This is a genomic window from Bradyrhizobium sp. 33ap4 (assembly GCF_032654765.1).
GTDB lineage: Bacteria > Pseudomonadota > Alphaproteobacteria > Rhizobiales > Xanthobacteraceae > Bradyrhizobium > Bradyrhizobium australafricanum.
Genome location: NZ_JAUMTJ010000002.1, coordinates 224,266 through 241,373 on the forward strand (window position 1 = coordinate 224,266; position 17,108 = coordinate 241,373).

A 17,108-nucleotide genomic window follows, 5' to 3' on the forward strand; every position below is an offset into this window, starting at 1 on the left:
CTGCCGCGGTCCGGCGGCACCGATCAATAGTGCGGTGGGCGTTCGTTGGCGGGGCCGGGCGCCTGGCGTTCGGCCTCCTGAAGCCGGTCGCGCAACTCGGCGATCTGGCGCGTCAGCGCGTCGATCTGCTTCCATTGTGCCGTGATGGTCTGGTTCAGCGTCTCGATGGCCTCGTCCTGATAGGTCAGGCGAACCTCCAGCGCATCGATCCGCTCGCTCAGCTTGGCCGTGTCATTCATGGACGGCAGCCTCGCAGGGGGTACTCTCGCGCTCCGCGTCGCTCGAACGCGCACCCGCACGCTCGCGCAGGCCGTGGCCGAGCGCGACACGCTCGTCGAACACAAAACAGTCGCCGCGCCAGCGGCTGTCCAGCTGCGGGGTTTCCTCGAGATATTTCAGAATGCCGCCCTTGAGGTGATAGACCTCGGCAAAACCTTGCGCGAGCAGATAGGCGCTGGCCTTCTCGCAGCGGATGCCGCCGGTGCAGAACATCGCAATCCTGCGGTGCTTGGCCGGATCGAGGTGCCGCGCCGCAAATTCCTTGAATTGTCCAAAGCTCGCGATCCTGGGATCCACCGCGCCTTCGAACGTGCCCATCGCGACCTCGAACGCGTTGCGGGTATCGAGCACCATGATGTCAGGCGCGGCGATCAGCTCGTTCCAGTCGGCGGCATCGACATAGGTGCCGACCTGCCGCGTCGGATCGACCGTGGTGTCGCCGAGCGTGACGATCTCCTTTTTCAGCCGCACCTTGAGCCGCTGGAATGGCATCTGCGCCGCTTCGGAGAACTTCAGCTCGAGATTGTCGAGGCGGCCGCCGAACAGCGCTCCGTGCCTGAGCTCCGCAACGAAGTCATCGATGCCTTGGTCGGTGCCGGCAATGGTGCCGTTGATGCCCTCATGGGCGAGCAGCACGCTGCCCTTGAGATCGAGCGCGGCGCAGAACGCGCGCAGCGGCTCGCGCAGCGCGCGGAAGTCCGGCAGCGCGGCGAACTGGTAGAAGGCGGCGACCTTGAAGGGCATCGCCGGGGTTTATCAGGCCGGCCAGGCCGGCGAAACCCGCAAAGCCATGCATTGTCGGGATAATTCCCCTGGCATGCCAGGCATTGCTCAGCCGGGGATGAGTGTGCCATGTACTTTGTACTCCCTTGGCATCATCCGCCGCAGCCGCATCAGACCATCACGATCAAGCGAGCACTCCGTTATGAGGAATTTCCATTTCGCCGGCCGTTCCACGGTCCACGCCCAGAACGCGATGGTGGCGACGTCGCATCCGGAAGCGGCGCTCGCGGCCATCGAGGTGATGCGCGAGGGCGGCACGGCCGCCGACGCGGCGGTTGCAGCCTGCGCGCTGCTCGGCGTCATCGAGCCGCAATCGACCGGCATCGGCGGCGACTGCTTCGCGCTGATCCAGCCGAGGGGGGAAGGCAAGATCACCGCCTATAACGGCAGCGGCCGGGCGCCGATGGCGGCGACCGCCGACTGGTATCTCGAGCGCAAGATCCATTCGGTGCCGCTGACCTCGGCACATGCGGTCAGCATTCCCGGCGCGGTCGATGCCTGGGACGTGATCCTGAAGGACCACGGCAAGTTCGGCTTCGACCGGCTGCTGCAGCCCGCGATCAAGGCCGCCGAAGAGGGCTACGTGGTCGCGCCGCGCATCGCCTTCGACTGGAAGAACGGCTTCGAGAAGCTGAAGAACGGCACCAACACCGAGCGCTATCTGTTGCCGCACGGCAGGCCCGCGGTTGCCGGCGACGTGATCCGCCAGCCCGAGCTCGGCAAGACGCTGCGCGCGATCGCGCAAAAGGGCCGCGACGCCTTCTATAGCGGCGAGATCGCCGCCGACATGGTCGACACGCTGCGCGGCATCGGCGGCCTGCACACGCTCGAGGACTTCGCCGCGCACTCGACCGAGGCGACCTCGCCGATCGGCACGATGTACAAGGGCTACGACGTCTGGCAGTGCCCGCCGAACGGCCCCGGCATCACCATGCTGGTCATGCTCAACATCCTGTCGCGCTTCGACCTGACCAAGTTCAAGCCGCTCAGCATCGAGCGCTTCCATCTCGAGGCCGAGGCGGCACGCATCGCCTACATGATGCGCGAGCAGCATATCGGCGATCCCCAGCACGTGCATGTCGACGTTGCCGGCATCCTCGCCAGGGAATTCGCCGAAGAGCACATCAAGAACATCCGGATGGACCGGCTGCTCGAACTGCCGAACGTCGCGCCGCCGATGAATCCGTCGACGGTCTACATCACGGTGGTCGACAAGGATCGCAACGTCTGCTCGTTCATCAATTCGATCGCGCATTCGTTCGGCTCGGCGATCGTCTCCAACAAGACCGGCGTCCTGCTGCAGAACCGCGCCGGCGGCTTCCGCGTCCAGCCCGGACATCCGAATTGCATCGCACCGGGCAAGCGTCCGCTGCACACCATCATCCCGGCGCTGGTCACCAGGAACGGCCGCGCGCTGATGCCGTACGGCGTGATGGGCGGGCAGTACCAGCCGGTCGGCCAGACCCGTGTGCTGACCAACATGCTCGACTATGGCTGCGACATCCAGGAAGCCATCGATATGCCGCGCGGCCTGCACTACGAAGGCGTCTACCAGCTCGAGGACTCTGTGCCGGCGGAGATCGTCGAAGGCCTGAAGAAGATCGGTCACAAGACCACCAGCGTGGTCGCGCCGCTCGGCGGCGGGCAGGGCATCTGGATCGATTGGGACAAGGGGACGCTGACCGGCGGCTCCGATCCGCGCAAGGACGGCTGCGCGCTCGGCTACTGATTGTCGCGGCCGATCAGGGGCCGGCGGAAACAAGGTGTTGTCGCGGGGGGTGCTAGTCCTGCCCGACGGAAGCCCGTCACCGGCATCACCTACTCGTATCTGGCGGCGCAACTGATCGGTGATCTCATCGCGAGCGCGTCGTCGCCATTGCTCGGCGATTTTGCGCTGGACCGCGACGTCGGCACGGCCGGTCACTGAAAAATGGCTAGGGATTCGACCCGCACTGGGCTAGAGACGGCCGTCCTTCACGAGAGGTGCAAGATGCGATCTTCCCGACGCACGATCATCAAGACTGCATTCGCCGGCCTTGCGGCGGCAGTCTCCACGTCCGTTGTCAGCGGGACGGCAACGGCCCAAACTGCAGGAAAGCCCATGACCACAGCTTCAGGCCTCCAGATCATCGACAGCAAGGTCGGCACCGGCGCCTCGCCGAAGACCGGCCAGACCTGCGTCATGCACTATACCGGCTGGCTCTACGAGAACGGCCAGAAGGGCAAGAAATTCGACTCCTCCGTCGATCGCAACGAGCCGTTCGAGTTTCCGATCGGCCAGGGTCACGTGATCAAGGGCTGGGACGAGGGCGTCGCCACCATGAAGGTCGGCGGCAAGCGCACCCTGATCATCCCGCCGAACCTCGGCTACGGCGCGCGCGGCGCCGGCGGCGTGATCCCGCCGAACGCCACGCTGTTGTTCGACGTCGAACTGCTTGGCGTCAAATAAGCCGATGGGCGTCAAGTAACCGGCCCACAGCAACAGGGGCGCAGCGATGAAGATTTCGATCCTCGACGATTATTTCGACACGCTGCGCACCCTCGATTGCTACCGCAAGCTCGACGGGTATGACGTCAAGATCTGGAACGATCATGTCCAGGACGTCGATGCGCTCGCCGAACGGCTGCGCGATACCGAAGCGCTGGTCCTGATCCGCGAGCGAACCCAGATCCGCACGCCGCTGCTCGAACGTCTGCCGAAGCTGAAGCTGATCAGCCAGCGCAGCGTCTATCCGCATATCGACATCGACACCTGCACGCGGCTTGGCATCATCGTGTCGTCGAGCCAGCATGCCGATACGCCGTCCTACGCCACCGCCGAGTTCACCTGGGGCATCATCCTTGCGGCGATGCGCGCGATCCCGCAACAGATGGCGGCGCTCAAGGCCGGCAAGTGGCAGATCGGCGTTGGCCATACGCTGCGCGGCAAGACGCTCGGCATCTATGGCTATGGTCGCATCGGCGCCGTGGTCGCGGGCTATGGCAAGGCGTTCGGCATGAACGTGCTGGTCTGGGCGCGCGAGCCGGCGATGGCGAAGGCGCGTGCCGACGGCTATGAGACATCAGCCAGCAAGGCGGATTTCTTCGCCCGCTGCGACGTGCTGTCGCTGCATATGCGGCTGGTCGACGCGACGCGCGGCATCGTCAAGGCGGAAGACCTCGCGCGGATGAAGCAGACCGCGCTGATCGTCAACACCAGCCGCGCGCCGCTGATCGAGCCCGGCGCGCTGGTCAACGCGTTGCGTGCCGGCCGGCCAGGCATGGCCGCGATCGACGTCTACGAGAAGGAGCCGCTGCGCGACACGGCGGACCCGCTGCTCAACATGGACAATGTGGTCTGCACGCCGCATCTCGGCTACGTCTCGCGCGACGAGTACGAAATCCAGTTCACCGACATCTTCGACCAGATATTGGCCTACGCGGCCGGCACGCCGACCAATGTCGTGAACCCGGATGTTCTGGCACATCCGGATGTGCTGGCACATCCGCGCCCGCGCGGCTGAGCAGCGTCGTTCATGCTCGATCGGCCGGCCTGATGGGGCGGCCGTGTCATCTCTCGTTCAGCGAGGCCAGTGAGCCGCTGAGGTCACCCTGCCGACAATCCTCTTGATGCCGCCGAGTGCCTTCTGTCCCTTGCCCTTGGCTTCCAGGATCGCGCCTCGGCCCTGCATCGCCGGAGAGCCGGTGACCTTGCCAAGACGCCGCTTGAACCTGCCGATCGCCTCGTTGGCCGTGCCCTTGATCCTATCGGTCGCGCTACCCATGAAATTACTCCTTCGGAATACGCTGAGGTAACGCGCCGGAACATGGCGATGTTCCGATTCGGCGAGGTTCCGATTTTCCGCTCGCCTGCGCGGCTGCTTTTCGCTAGCGTTCCACGCACGAAATCAGGCCAACGAAAGCAAGAATGATGAGCGGTTCCCACGATCACACCCATTCCCACGACCATCACCATCACGACGACGAGCGCTGGAAGCACGACGGCGTCCGCGTGATTCCCGGCAACCAGCTCGATCCGAATGTGCCGTCGACCGCCGGCATGGACCGCAAGGCCGCGATCAATTTTGCCCGGGTCGGGGCGCAGAAATTGTGGGCAGGCACCGTCAGCATCAAGCCGGATGCCAAGACCGGCGCGCATCATCACGGCCATCTCGAAAGCATCATCTATGTCGTCAAGGGCAAGGCGCGGATGCGCTGGGGCGAGAAGCTGCAGTTCACCGCCGAGGCCGGCCCCGGCGATTTCATCTTCGTGCCGCCCTACGTGCCGCATCAGGAGATCAATGCCAGCCGCGACGAGGTGCTGGAATGCGTGCTGGTGCGCTCCGACGGCGAGGCGGTTGCGATCAATCTCGACATCGAGCCGATCGAGAAGCCGGAGACCGTGCTGTGGGTCGACCCGGTGCACCGCCATCCCGACGAGAAGAAATAGCGCGCGGCGCCGCTATGCTGTCATTCCGGGGCTCGCGAAGCGAGAACCCGGAATCTCGAGGTTCCGGGTTCGCGCTATGCGCGCCCCGGAACGACATCCCGGGAAGGGCTGAGATACCAGGGAGGCCAGCATGACGCTCGTGCGTTACGAGAGCGCCGACCACGTCGCGACCATCACGATGGACCGCGTCTCCTCGCACAACGCGCTCAACAACGCGCTGTGCGACGAGTTGCAGCAAGCCTGGCGGCGCTTTCGCGACAGCGATGACCGCGTCGCGGTGCTGGCGTCGGCCGAGGAGAAGTACTTCTGCGTCGGCGCCGACGTCAGGGATTTTCCCGCCAATATGTGGCAGGCGGTGCCCGGGCTCGGTGTCGAGCTCGACAAGCCAGTGATCGCGGCGACGTCGGGCTGGGTGGTGGGCGGCGGCTTCGTTCTGGTGCAGATGGCCGACATCTGCGTCGCCTCGGAGACGACGCGGTTCGTCTATCCGGAAGCCAAGATCGGCACCACCGGCGGCGGCGTCTCCTCGGTGCTGGCCCGCATGCCGCACAAGATCGCGATGGAGTTCCTGCTCGTCGGCGAGGAGCTGTCGGCCGAGCGGGCCTACCAGATCGGCTTCGTCAACCGCATCACGCCACCGGGGCAGCACCTTGCGGCGGCGCAGGAGCTGGCGGCCAAGATCGCGGGCAACGCGCCGCTGGTGGTGCAGGCGCTCAAGAAGCTCGCGCGTGACGCGATGCCGAAGGGGCCGCTGGAGACGGTCGCCGAGGTGCGCCGGCAACTCGACGCCATCAAGGACAGCGACGACCTCAAGGAAGGCGCCAGGGCGTTCAGCGAGAAGCGCAAGCCGAGATTTACGGGACGATGACCTTCTCCGTCATTGCGAGGAGCTCGCGACAAAATTGCAAGCAATTTTGCGCTGAAGCGACGAAGCAATCCATCTGTCCCTGAGCGGAGATATGGATTGCTTCGCTGCGCTCGCAATGACGGGGCCTAACCCCTACGCAAACACCCGGTGATCGATCACACCGTTCGGCACCACATAGCCGTAACGCGTGTTCGACGGCTCTACGCCAGCCTTCTCATACTGCGCCTTCATCATCGCAAATCGATCGCCCTTGAGGTCGAGCATCGCGCGCTTCGGCTGGATGTTGTAGAGCCGGGCGTTGTTGTCGCCGAAGATCGCCGTCTTGACCGGCCCGTCGGCGGGGCCGAGCGGTGCATAGCCGAACTTCTTCTGCATCATCTCGGGGATCTCCAGCCGCCGCAGGCCCTCGATCTGCCATTGCGGCGCGCCGGTCCACAGCGCATCGGTACCCCAGCAGATGTGGTCGACGCCGAGCCCCTTGATCAAGGTACCCATCAGCGCGGCGCAGACATTGGGCTCGGCGACCAGCGTGGTCGCGAACAATTGCCCGACGTCGCCATAGACATTGTCGACGCCATACTGCGCCGGGATGTCGGCGAGATCCGAGGTCCAGGCGATGCGGCCGGTGCGCTCGAACTCGGCGAGCGCGACCTTCGGATCGCCGCCGACATGGCGATAGGCCGAGTGGTAGATGATGAAGTTGAGCTGCGGCCAGTCCTTGGCGGCCTTTCCGACATCGGCAACGTCGGCGAAGCCGCGCAGATTCGGATACTGCTTCTCGATCCCGGGCGGAAACAGTCCCTTGTGGACGCAGACGTTCTTGATGCCCGCCTTCACCATCTTCTCATAACCCTTGTAGGCGACTTTCTCGTCGTCCAGCCGCCAGGGGTAGCGGCTGATCTCCTTGTGGGTGTTGTCGCCGATCGTGTAGCCCTTGCAGGATTCCGGCTTCAGCGCCAATGCGGCGTCGAGCTTGTCGAGCCAGCCGGGCTGCCCGGGCGTGAAGATGGCGTGGCAGAACACGCGCCGCGAGCCGGCCTCGTCGTTCATTTTCTTGCGCGCGTCGGCCATCTGCTCGTTGGTCAGGAACCAGTCCTGCTCGATATCCGACGGCGCCGAGGAGATCAGCGCGATCTTGGTGTCGGAATCGAGAAACATCTCCTTCTTGTAGTTGTTGAACTTGAGATCCTCGATGGTCTGCTCGTGATCGTTGAGCTCCTTGTTCCAGCCGGCCTTGCCGACCGCCTTGCGCATTTCCACAAAACCCATGATGCGGGTGTCGTCGCGCAGGAAATGCGTGTGCATGTCCATGATGAACTGGTCTTTGAGGGAGTTGGCGCGCTCCTGCGCCATTGCGGGTGTCGCGGCCTCCGCCGGCGTCACGGCGAACAGCTCCCCGTAGACCTGGTTCATCGCGACGAAGGAGGCGGCCATGCCGGCCGCGGTCTGGAAGAATCTGCGGCGGTCGAGGCCCTGCTTGCCGCCGAGATCGTCGGCCATCGCGACCAGCCGCGCCTCGACCTCGCGCTGCCGTTCATTCTGCGGGTCGGGATAGAATTCGTCGCTGGAGACGATCTGGGTCGGGATCGGCGTCTGGTGCTGGCACAGTTCGGAGGGCATCAAGGCGGCAAGTTCATCGTCGGTGAGATTGCTGCTCATTCTTCGCTCCCACTTCTCGCCGGATTTTTCCGGTCGGATCGCCGCGGAGACTAGGACCAAGTCCGCCCGTCGTCCGCGCCGTTTGCCGGAAAACGCATTCACAAAATCGTGCATCGGATTGGCGGAGGCGAGATGCGCCCGTCGCGCAACCGGACATGCCCGCTGCTATGCTCGATCGCGCCGGATCGGACGAAGAAATCCGGAAGGGAGCGAACCATGATGTCATCTGACCATTCGCGGCGCAGCATGATCAAAGGCATCGGCATTGCAACGGCCGCCGGCGTGTTCGGCGCAGCGTCGGCACAGGCAGTGCCCGCGGTTCCTGTCGAAGGAGAAATATGGAGCAACGAATACTGGGCGAAGAAGGATGACATCCCCTTGTGGATGTTCCGCAAGCGGATCGGTGCGCCGAAGCCGGGCGAGCCGGCGCGGCCGGTGGTGTTCTTCGTCCACGGCTCGTCGGTGACATCACGGGTGTTCGACCTCACGGTGCCGGGCAAGGGCGAGTATTCGCTGCTGAACACATTTGCCCGCTACGGCTTCGATTGCTGGACCATGGACCACGAGAACTACGGCAAGTCCGGCCGCACGTCGGGCAATGCGGATATTGCAAGCGGCGTCGAGGATCTGAAGGCCGCGGTCGAGGTGATCGCGCGCGAGACCGGGCAGGGGCGATATCACTTCGTCGGCGAATCCTCGGGCGCGCTGCGGGCCGGCGCATTCGCGATGGCCGCGCCCGAGCGCATCGACCGGCTGGTGTTCGCCGCCTTCACCTACAAGGGCGAGGGCTCGCCGACGCTGGCAAAGCGCGCCGAGCAACTCGCCTATTACCGCAGTCACAACATGCGCAAGCGCGACCGCGACATGATCCGCTCGATCGCGACCCGCGACAGGCCCGGCACGTCGGACCCCGCCGTGGTCGAGCTGCTGGCCGATGTCGAGATGCAGTTCGGCGACCAGATCCCGACCGGCACCTATCTCGACATGACCGCCAATTTGCCGGTGGTGCATCCGGAGAAGGTGCTGGCGCCGGTGCTGCTGGTCCGCGGCGAATATGACGGCATCGCCGCGGTTCCGGACCTCGAGGAGTTCTTCAACAAGCTGCCGAACGGCGATCGGCAGTTCATCATCCTGCCCGGCACCGCCCATTCGGTGGCGCTTGCCACCAATCGGGAGCTGTTCTGGCATGTGACGCGGGCATTCCTGACCATGCCGACACCGATTGTGACCTGACGTCACCCTGCGGCAGGACGCCGCAAGAAAAATCGGCGCGGTGATGTCGGGACGCGGCGAGGCGGTTCGTCCTCGGGGCACAACCCGCGAAAAGGAGCGCCTTTCATGGCCAAGCCGACAATGATCTTCGTCAACCTGCCGGTCAGCAATCTCGCCCACGCGACCGCCTTCTATGAGGCGATCGGCGCGACCAAGAACGCGCAATTTTCCGACCACACCGCCTCCTGCATGGTGATCTCAGACACGATTCACGTCATGCTGCTGACGCACGACAAGTTCCGCGAATTCACCCCGAAGAAAATTGCCGACACCAAAACCACGAGCGAAGTGCTGATCTGCCTGTCCGCCGACAGCCGCGACGCGGTCGACGGCTACGTCGCCAAGGCGAAGGGCGCGGGCGGCAGCGCCGATCCGTCGCCGCAGCAGGATTACGGCTTCATGTACGGCCGCAGCTTCGAAGATCCCGATGGTCACATCTGGGAAGTGATGTGGATGGACGTCGAGGCGGCGATGAAGGCGCAGTCCGCCGCGGCGACCGCCTGATCGCATCCCGTCATCACGAGGAGCTCAGCATGTCCAAGGTATCTCCCTGCCTGTGGTTCAACGGCGAGGCCGAGGAGGCCGCGAACTTCTACGTCTCGCTGCTGCCCGGTTCGCGGATCGAGACCGTCCAGAAGAATGTCATCGACAGCCCCGGCGGAAAGGCCGGCACGGTGCTGCTGGTCGAATTCACGCTCGCCGGTCAGCGCTTCATGGCGCTGAACGGCGGGATGAGGATGGAGCATACCCACGCGGTCTCGTTCGCGATCGACTGTGTCGACCAGGCCGAGGTCGATCGCCTGTGGGACGCGTTGCTCGCGGCCGGCGGCACCGCCGAGCAGTGTGGCTGGCTGCGCGATCGCTATGGCATCGCATGGCAGATCGTGCCGGCGGCGGTCCGCCAATATCTCGGCGGGTCCGACGCCGGCGGCGCTGCGCGCGTGATGCAGGCCGTGCTCGGGATGATCAAGCTCGATATCGAAGGTCTGCGCCAGGCCTATGAGGGCGACGCGGCGGCGTAAGGCAGGGCTTCGCTGGCACCGCCCGGCTCGCCGCCTTCGCTAAAGCTTCGGCGAGCCAGGGATTCGTGGCCTCGTCGAAGCCTTGGCGTAGACGGGACCGGGCGATCCAGCATTCCAGAGATTTCGGTGCTCGGCCGACAGGCCGCGGCGTACTCGATGCCCGCATGAAGCGGGGCATGACAGTATGGGCATCGATGGTTCCGTCACATGACCGTGGCGACGGATCGCGGATGCAGCTGATATCGTATATTTGTCACAAGCTGTGTTCCCCTCGCACCATGCTTGCCCTTTGAACACCGTATCCAAATCTCCTTCTGTTCCGCGACGTCCCGCCGCGCGCACGGCGATCGTCGCAGCAATCGTCTTCATCGTCGCCCATGTCGTGCTGCTGCTCGGGATCACGGCGCCGGACAAGCTCTATTTCGACGAGGTGCATTACGTGCCGGCGGCGCGGCAGATGCTGCTGCCGGTGCGCGAGGCCCCGATCCTCAACCCGATGCATCCGCCGCTCGCCAAGGAGATCATCGCCCTCTCGATCAACGCATTCGGCGATGGGCCGCTCGGATGGCGCTATCCCGCGGCGCTGTTCGGTGCGCTGGCGCTGGTCGGCGTCTATCTCGGCGGGCTTGCGCTGTTCGCGTCCCAGCAACGCGCGATCGCTGCCGTGCTGCTCGCCTTCTTCAACCAGATGCTGTTCGTGCAGTCGCGGATCGCGATGCTGGATATCTTCGCGCTCGCCTTCGGCCTGTTCGCGATCGCGGCGTTCGTCCGCGGCTTCAGGCAACAGCAGCCGCAATCCGCCTTTGCGCTGGCGGGGCTCTTCGCGGGGTTTGCCAGTGCCTGCAAATGGAGCGGGCTGTTCGTGCTCGCGACCTGCATCGCGATCGTCGTTGCGATCCGCCTGATGCAGGGCTGGCGCACGCGCTTTGCCGACGGCAATGCGGAGGATTGGTACCGGCCGGAGCTGTGGCCGGATTTTCGTCTTCCTCACTTCATCGTCTGTTTCGTGCTGATCCCGGCGGCCGTCTATCTCGCGACCTTCGTGCCGCTCTACGGTCTCTCGTTCACGGATATCATGGAGGCGCAGCGCCGCATCTTTGCCGACAACACCACGACCGCCACCGCGGGCCACACCTATATGAGCTCATGGCCGTCCTGGCCGTTCCTGGTGCGCCCGGTCTGGTACCTGTTCGAGAAGGTCGGCGATGACAGGTTTGCCGCCATCGTGCTCCTCGGCAACCCGCTGGTGCTTTGGCCGGCATTGATCGCGCTGATCATTGCGCTGCGCGACTGGATCGTCGGGCGTGGCCGTGATGCATTTCTCGTGCTGGCGTTCTACCTTGGCCCGTATCTCGCCTGGGCGCTGCTGCCGCGCACGCTCGGTTTCATTTATTACTATCTCCCCGCGGCGACCACCGCGAGCTTCGTGCTGGTCTACGCCTTGACGCGCAAGGGTGCGCCGCGCTGGCTGCTGTGGGCGTTCGTTGCGGTTGGATGCGCAGGGTTTGTTGCGATGCTGCCGGTCACGGCCGCTGTCATCGAGACGTCGATGGCGACGTTCAACCGCCTGATGCTGTTTCAGGGCTGGATATGACGGTCTTTGAAGCAAAGTGATCCGCCTGCCGGGCATGGCAGGCGGATCGAGGCTGCGGGAGATTACTGCGAGGCGGTCTTGGTATCCATGTTGACGACCTGCACGCGGCGATTGGTCGGGTCCATCGGCGCGCTCGGGTCCTTCGGCCGGGTCTTGCCGTAGCCGACCGTCACGAGATCCGAGCCGTTCAGGCCGTAATGCTCGACCAGATATTTCTTGATGGTGTCGGCGCGGCGCTCCGACAGGTCCTGGTTATAGGCCTCGCCGCCGATCGCGTCGGTGTGGCCGGCAACGACGAAGGTCGAGCCCTTCATGCTGGCATCGGACAGTGCCTTGCCGAGTTCGTGCACCGCCTGGGTCGAACCCTTGCTGATGTCGGCGGAGTTGTAGTCGAAGTGGATCTCCAGATCGATCTTCGGCTTGTTCGCCGCGATGTCAGCGATCTCCTGGCGTTCAACGCGCGACAACGAACGGGTCCGCCGGTTGCGGACGGTGTTGAGGAAGCTTGCCTCCTTGGCGGAAGCCGCGAGGTCGACCTGCGTGCCGGCGGAAAGGCCGCGGGTGGCCGACTTCGGCTTCAGCGCATTGAGAATCTGTGCGGCCGGAACGGCCTCGCTGCCGGCCAGTGCGACGCCCGCCGTCATCGACAGCGCGGCGCCGATCGTCAGAAAAGACAAGGAAAAAGAGCGGGTCATGGTTTTCGTCCTCAAATGTCGGGCTAGCCAATCCGGCTTGCTGTCGTTTTGATGCTGGGAGGATAGGACCGGTTCAAAGCCCGGAATGTGATCTGGGTCACGGTCGGGTGTGCCGCCCTGCCTTGCGCCGGACAGGGCAGGCGGGAGAGCGAGGACATCATGGCCCACGTCAATCGTGTCCTCCGCTCGATCAATGACGAAGCTGCCTCGCGCTGCGTCGATATCTTCCTTCGCCCGGACGGCAGCATCGGCTTCGAGGAATATCGGCGGGACGTCGAAGATGGCCGTGGCTGGTTTCCGGTCGGCGGTCATTCGTCTCGCATCTTCCATGGAGAAAGCGCCGCGCTCGCGGCGGCGATCGGGGACGTTCCGTGGTTGCGGCGGGTCGTCGGATCGACGTAGCCGTTCCGAATGATGCGGAGCTGATTTCCGCCGCGCGGCTCTCCACAGCTGCGCGAATCTCACTACATTGCTGGGGCAATGTCCCGCGCCGCCGAACCCCTTTCGTTGAACAATGCTGTGGCCCGCCATATCTGGCTGCGCGCGCAGCGGCTCGATACCCAGGTGCCGTTCGGCGAGGGGGCGTCAGCGGTGGCGGCCGCCGTCGATCATCTCGGCTATGTGCAGATCGACACCATCAACGTGATCGAGCGCTGCCATCACCACATCCTGTTCAGCCGCATTCCGGACTACCGCCGCGCCGACCTCAAGCAGGCGCAGAGCCGGGACAAGAGCGTGTTCGAGTACTGGACGCACGCGCTGTCCTACATTCCGTCCAAGGACATCGGCTTCTTCCTGCCGGCGATGAAGGCGCACAAGCGCGAGGGCCACAAATGGTTCTCGTCGGTGACCCCGGCGGATACGCGCAAGGTGCTGCGGCTGCTTCGTGCCGGTCCGCTGACGATCCGCGACATCGATGACGACGTGCTGACCGAGAAGGAGCATCTCTGGCAGAGCCGCAAGCCCTCCAAGCGCGCGCTGCAGCTCGCCTTCTACGGCGGCGTGGTCACGATCAGCGAGCGCGCAGGCATGCTGAAGACCTATGAGTTGATGACCCGGCACTTCGGCTGGGACAAGCCGCCGAAGCCGGCCCCGGCCTCGGCCCGGACGGCCTATCTGCTCGACCGCGCGCTGCGCTCACAGGGCATCGTCAGCCTGGATTCGATCTGCCATCTCGACGCGCCGAGCAAGAAGGCGGTGCGCGGCCTGATCGAGGCGAGGGTGCGCCGCAAGGAGCTGGTGCGGATCGCGCTCGATGGCGCCGGCAAGCAGGAGCATTGGGCGCGGCCCGAGGTGCTGGACGCGACCGGCGAGGGTGATCCCACCCTGGTCCACATCCTCTCGCCGTTCGATCCGCTGATCATCCAGCGCAAGCGCACCGAGCTGTTCTTCAGCTATGGCCACCGTTTCGAGGCCTATGTGCCGAAGGAGAAGCGCCTGTTCGGCTATTTCGCGCTGCCGGTGCTGGTCGGCGACGACATCGTCGCCGCCCTCGACCTCAAGACCGACCGGCAGAACAAGAAGCTCCTGATGCAGAAATGGAGCTGGGTCGGCACCGGCAAGAAGCAGGCGGCGCGCAAGGAGCTGAAGCGGCGCATCGAGGAAGAGCTCGACCGCTTCGAGCGCTTCCAGCTCGCTGAATAGGGCTGGCTCTCCGTCATTGCGAGCCAACGCGTCGCGCGAACGCGCGCCCGATGGCTCGCAATGACGCCGTGCACGAAACGCACAGGGTTCCCGTTTGCGCTGTGAGCTATGAGTTTTTGCCATTGCTCAATGCGGGGCCAGCCAATAATCCTCACGGCAAGCAACACCCGGGGAAAGCTCATGAGCCAGACAGCAACCATCGCGCCCGATCGCGGCGCCCGCAGCGAGATCGAGACGTCGACGATCCGCGCGATCTCCTGGCGGCTGATCCCGTTCCTGATCCTGGCCTACTTCTTCTCCTATCTCGACCGCGTCAATCTCGGTTTCGCTGCGCTCACCATGAACAGCGAGTTGAAGTTCTCGCCGGTGGTGTTCTCGTTCGGCGCCGGCATCTTCTTCATCGGCTATTTCATCTTCGAGGTGCCGAGCAATCTGGCGCTGGAGCGGTTCGGCGCCAGCAAGTGGATCGCCCGCATCATGGTGAGTTGGGGCATCCTCTCGGCGTTGATGGCGGCGGTCTATGACGAGCACAGCTTCTACGCGCTGCGCTTCTTCCTCGGCGTCGCCGAGGCCGGCTTCTTCCCCGGCATCATCCTCTATCTGACCTACTGGTATCCGGCCGAGTATCGTGCGCGCTTCCTCGCCGCCTTCGCGCTCGCGGTGCCGATTTCGACCGTGATCGGCGCGCCGATCTCCGGCCTGTTGCTCGGCCTCGACGGCGTGATGGGCTTGAAGGGCTGGCAGTGGCTGTTCGTCATCGAGGGCATTCCCTCGGTGCTGCTCGGCATCGTCACCTGGTTCTATCTGACCGACCGGCCGGAGAAGGCCGAGTGGCTCTCGGCCGAGCAGAAGGCGTGGCTCAAGGCGAAGCTCGACGCCGAGGTCGCGGCCAAGCAGGCGGCGAAGCATTTCACGCTGGGCGAGGCGCTGTCCTCGCCCAAGGTGCTGGCGCTCAGCGCGATCTATTTCGGTTTCGTCGCCTCGCTCTACGGCATGCAGTTCTGGCTGCCGCAGATCGTCAAGGCGTTCGGTCTCACCAACGCGCAGACCGGCTTCGTCACCGCGATCCCGTACGCATTCGGCACCGTCGCGATGATCCTGTGGGCGCGCCGTTCCGATGCCACCCGCGAGCGCGTATTCCATGTCGGCGCGCCGCTGCTGCTGACCGCGCTGGCCCTCGCCGTCTCCAGCTACATCACCGATCCGGTCATGACGATGGTGGTGCTGACGGTCGCCGCGATCGGCGTGTTCTGCACCTTCGCGGTGTTCTGGACGCTGCCGACCGCCTGGCTCTCCGGTACTGCCGCGGCCGGCGCGATCGCGCTGATCAACTCGATCGGCAACCTCGCCGGTTTCGGCGGGCCCTATCTGATCGGCTGGGTCAAGGAGGCCACCGGCAGCACGTCGACCGGCCTGCTGGTGCTGTCGCTGTTGCCGCTCGCCGCGGGCCTGCTGGTTTTCCTCGGTAGCCATGAGACCAAGACCGAGTTCGCCGGCGCGAAGTAGCTCGCCCTCAAATCACGTGTTCCCGTAGCCCGGATGGAGCGCAGCGCAATCCGGGGAGCCGCCACCGGTGATGTCCCGGATTTCGCTCCGCTTCATCCGGGCTACACATTTTCCGATCTCTGCACCCGCCAAATCCGACCCCGCTCACGAATTGGTTATCACTGACGAATATTGACATTTATCAGTGATAAATCGATACTCTTCATCATTCGTCAGCCCGATGGAGATTTCAGATGTTCGTTCGTTCCGTTTTCTCGAGCTATTACAGGCTCTTGACGGGAGCATCATTGGCTTTTGCGGTGTTCGCGCTGACCGGCTGCAATGAAAAGGCGGCTGAAAACGCCGATCCGGGGCGCCCCGTTCTGGTGGCGACCGTCCATTATGAAGCTGAAACCCCTGAGCGCGGCTTTGTCGGCACCATCAAGCCCCGTATCGAAGCCGATATGGGCTTTCGGGTCGCCGGCAAGGTGGCCAAGCGGCTGGTCGAGGTCGGACAGACAGTCGACGTCGACCAGCCCTTGGCCACCCTCGACGAGGTCGACCTGAAGCTGCAGGCCGAGCAGGCCGAGGCCGAATTCCGCGCCGCCACCGGCGTCTTAGCACAGGCCGCGGCCGCCGAGCAGCGCGCCAAGGATCTGAAGGCCAAGGGCTGGACCACCGATGCGGCGCTCGATTCCGCCAAGGCCGCCGGCGACGAGGCCCGCGCGCGGCTGAACCGTGCCGAGCGCTCGGTCGAGCTGACCAGGAATTCCCTCTCTTATGCAACGCTGGTGGCCGACACCCGGGGTGTCGTCACAGCGACCATGATCGAGCCCGGCCAGGTGGTTGCCGCGGGCCAGGCTTCGATCCGTGTCGCCCGACTTGGCGAGAAGGAAGCTGTCGTCGCGATCCCAGAGACGCTTCTTGCTCGTGCCAGGTCGGGCGTAGCCACGGTGACGCTGTGGTCGGACGCCAAGAAGAGCTATGCCGCCAGGCTGCGCGAGGTCGCGCCGCAGGCCGATCCCGCCACCCGCACCTATCTCGCAAAATTCTCGCTGCCGGACGCCGACGAGGCGGTTTCGCTCGGCATGACCGCGACGCTGACGCTGGCCGACAAGGCGAGCGAGCGCGTCGCCAAGTTGCCGCTGTCGGCGCTGTACAGCCAGGGCGGCGATCCCTCGCTCTACATCGTCGACGACAAGGGCGACATCGCGCTGAAGCCGGTCAAGGTGAAGGCCTATGAGAGCAACAACGTCGTCATCTCCGGCGGCGTCGACGATGGCGCCAAGGTGGTCGCCCTCGGTGTGCAGAAACTCGATCCGAGCCAGAAGGTGCGGGTCGTGTCGTCGCTGTCGTTCTAACCCTCGCATAGCAGCGG

Annotated in this window: 18 protein-coding genes; 13 read left to right on the forward strand and 5 right to left on the reverse strand. The window is 64.6% G+C overall.

Translation table 11 applies throughout. The features are described 5' to 3' along the window. Positions 1–23: 23 nt before the first annotated feature. Both Q2M23_RS02650 and Q2M23_RS02655 read right to left on the reverse strand, forming a co-directional pair. Complete coding sequence (locus Q2M23_RS02650; protein ID WP_028333247.1) at positions 24–239, reverse strand: SlyX family protein; 216 nt, start codon at positions 237–239, stop codon at positions 24–26. Next, the gene (locus tag Q2M23_RS02655) at positions 232–1,023 is read right to left on the reverse strand and encodes a rhodanese-related sulfurtransferase (RefSeq protein WP_316394077.1); all 792 of its coding nucleotides are present in this window, start codon (positions 1,021–1,023) and stop codon (positions 232–234) included. Before Q2M23_RS02655 ends, Q2M23_RS02650 begins: the two co-directional genes overlap by 8 nt. A 181-nt stretch (positions 1,024–1,204) precedes the next feature. Here Q2M23_RS02655 and ggt point away from each other — a divergent pair, with 181 nt between their 5' ends. The 3 genes from ggt (at position 1,205) to Q2M23_RS02670 (ending at position 4,565) form a co-directional block, all read left to right on the forward strand. Then, positions 1,205–2,791, forward strand: coding sequence for a gamma-glutamyltransferase (ggt, locus tag Q2M23_RS02660; RefSeq protein WP_316394078.1), 1,587 nt, complete (start codon positions 1,205–1,207; stop codon positions 2,789–2,791). Positions 2,792–3,052: 261 nt separating this feature from the next. Continuing rightward, positions 3,053–3,511: an FKBP-type peptidyl-prolyl cis-trans isomerase gene (locus Q2M23_RS02665; RefSeq protein ID WP_143270760.1), complete on the forward strand. Its 459-nt coding sequence runs from the start codon at positions 3,053–3,055 to the stop codon at positions 3,509–3,511. 46 nt (positions 3,512–3,557) lie between these two features. Further along, entirely contained in the window at positions 3,558–4,565 is a 1,008-nt protein-coding gene (locus Q2M23_RS02670) for a D-2-hydroxyacid dehydrogenase family protein (RefSeq protein ID WP_316394080.1), read from the forward strand. A gap of 57 nt (positions 4,566–4,622) precedes the next feature. Here Q2M23_RS02670 and Q2M23_RS02675 read toward each other — a convergent pair whose 3' ends face one another. After that, complete coding sequence (locus Q2M23_RS02675) at positions 4,623–4,826, reverse strand: CsbD family protein (RefSeq protein ID WP_057016940.1); 204 nt, start codon at positions 4,824–4,826, stop codon at positions 4,623–4,625. A gap of 146 nt (positions 4,827–4,972) precedes the next feature. On the opposite strand from Q2M23_RS02675, the gene Q2M23_RS02680 reads away from it, so the two are divergent. Both Q2M23_RS02680 and Q2M23_RS02685 read left to right on the forward strand, forming a co-directional pair. Then, a complete protein-coding gene (locus Q2M23_RS02680; protein WP_028338582.1) occupies positions 4,973–5,491 on the forward strand; it encodes a cupin domain-containing protein in 519 nt (172 codons plus the stop codon). A gap of 130 nt (positions 5,492–5,621) precedes the next feature. After that, the gene (locus tag Q2M23_RS02685; protein WP_253589281.1) at positions 5,622–6,359 is read left to right on the forward strand and encodes an enoyl-CoA hydratase/isomerase family protein; all 738 of its coding nucleotides are present in this window, start codon (positions 5,622–5,624) and stop codon (positions 6,357–6,359) included. 132 nt (positions 6,360–6,491) lie between these two features. Here Q2M23_RS02685 and Q2M23_RS02690 read toward each other — a convergent pair whose 3' ends face one another. Beyond that, entirely contained in the window at positions 6,492–8,018 is a 1,527-nt protein-coding gene (locus tag Q2M23_RS02690) for an amidohydrolase family protein (RefSeq protein WP_316394083.1), read from the reverse strand. A gap of 216 nt (positions 8,019–8,234) precedes the next feature. Here Q2M23_RS02690 and Q2M23_RS02695 point away from each other — a divergent pair, with 216 nt between their 5' ends. From Q2M23_RS02695 to Q2M23_RS02710, 4 genes are all read left to right on the forward strand, one after another. Beyond that, entirely contained in the window at positions 8,235–9,251 is a 1,017-nt protein-coding gene (locus Q2M23_RS02695) for an alpha/beta hydrolase (RefSeq protein ID WP_316394085.1), read from the forward strand. Positions 9,252–9,356: 105 nt separating this feature from the next. Then, positions 9,357–9,794, forward strand: coding sequence for a VOC family protein (locus Q2M23_RS02700; protein WP_225158606.1), 438 nt, complete (start codon positions 9,357–9,359; stop codon positions 9,792–9,794). Between the two features lie 29 nt (positions 9,795–9,823). Then, the gene (locus Q2M23_RS02705) at positions 9,824–10,312 is read left to right on the forward strand and encodes a VOC family protein (protein WP_316394087.1); all 489 of its coding nucleotides are present in this window, start codon (positions 9,824–9,826) and stop codon (positions 10,310–10,312) included. A gap of 289 nt (positions 10,313–10,601) precedes the next feature. Continuing rightward, the gene (locus Q2M23_RS02710; RefSeq protein ID WP_316394089.1) at positions 10,602–11,906 is read left to right on the forward strand and encodes a phospholipid carrier-dependent glycosyltransferase; all 1,305 of its coding nucleotides are present in this window, start codon (positions 10,602–10,604) and stop codon (positions 11,904–11,906) included. A gap of 62 nt (positions 11,907–11,968) precedes the next feature. On the opposite strand, the gene Q2M23_RS02715 is transcribed toward Q2M23_RS02710, so the two are convergent. Continuing rightward, positions 11,969–12,601 carry an OmpA family protein gene (locus Q2M23_RS02715; RefSeq protein ID WP_316394090.1) on the reverse strand — a complete coding sequence of 211 codons (633 nt, stop codon included), beginning with the start codon at positions 12,599–12,601 and terminating at the stop codon, positions 11,969–11,971. A gap of 87 nt (positions 12,602–12,688) precedes the next feature. Between Q2M23_RS02715 and Q2M23_RS02720 the strand changes: the two genes are divergently transcribed. The 4 genes from Q2M23_RS02720 to Q2M23_RS02735 all read left to right on the forward strand — a co-directional run bounded on the left by Q2M23_RS02720 (position 12,689) and on the right by Q2M23_RS02735 (position 17,091). After that, a complete protein-coding gene (locus Q2M23_RS02720) occupies positions 12,689–13,003 on the forward strand; it encodes a hypothetical protein (RefSeq protein WP_316394092.1) in 315 nt (104 codons plus the stop codon). Positions 13,004–13,081: 78 nt separating this feature from the next. Next, positions 13,082–14,245, forward strand: coding sequence for a winged helix-turn-helix domain-containing protein (locus Q2M23_RS02725; RefSeq protein WP_316394094.1), 1,164 nt, complete (start codon positions 13,082–13,084; stop codon positions 14,243–14,245). Positions 14,246–14,425: 180 nt separating this feature from the next. After that, entirely contained in the window at positions 14,426–15,751 is a 1,326-nt protein-coding gene (locus Q2M23_RS02730) for an MFS transporter (RefSeq protein WP_028333230.1), read from the forward strand. A gap of 233 nt (positions 15,752–15,984) precedes the next feature. Beyond that, entirely contained in the window at positions 15,985–17,091 is a 1,107-nt protein-coding gene (locus Q2M23_RS02735; protein ID WP_316394095.1) for an efflux RND transporter periplasmic adaptor subunit, read from the forward strand. Positions 17,092–17,108 lie beyond the last annotated feature (17 nt).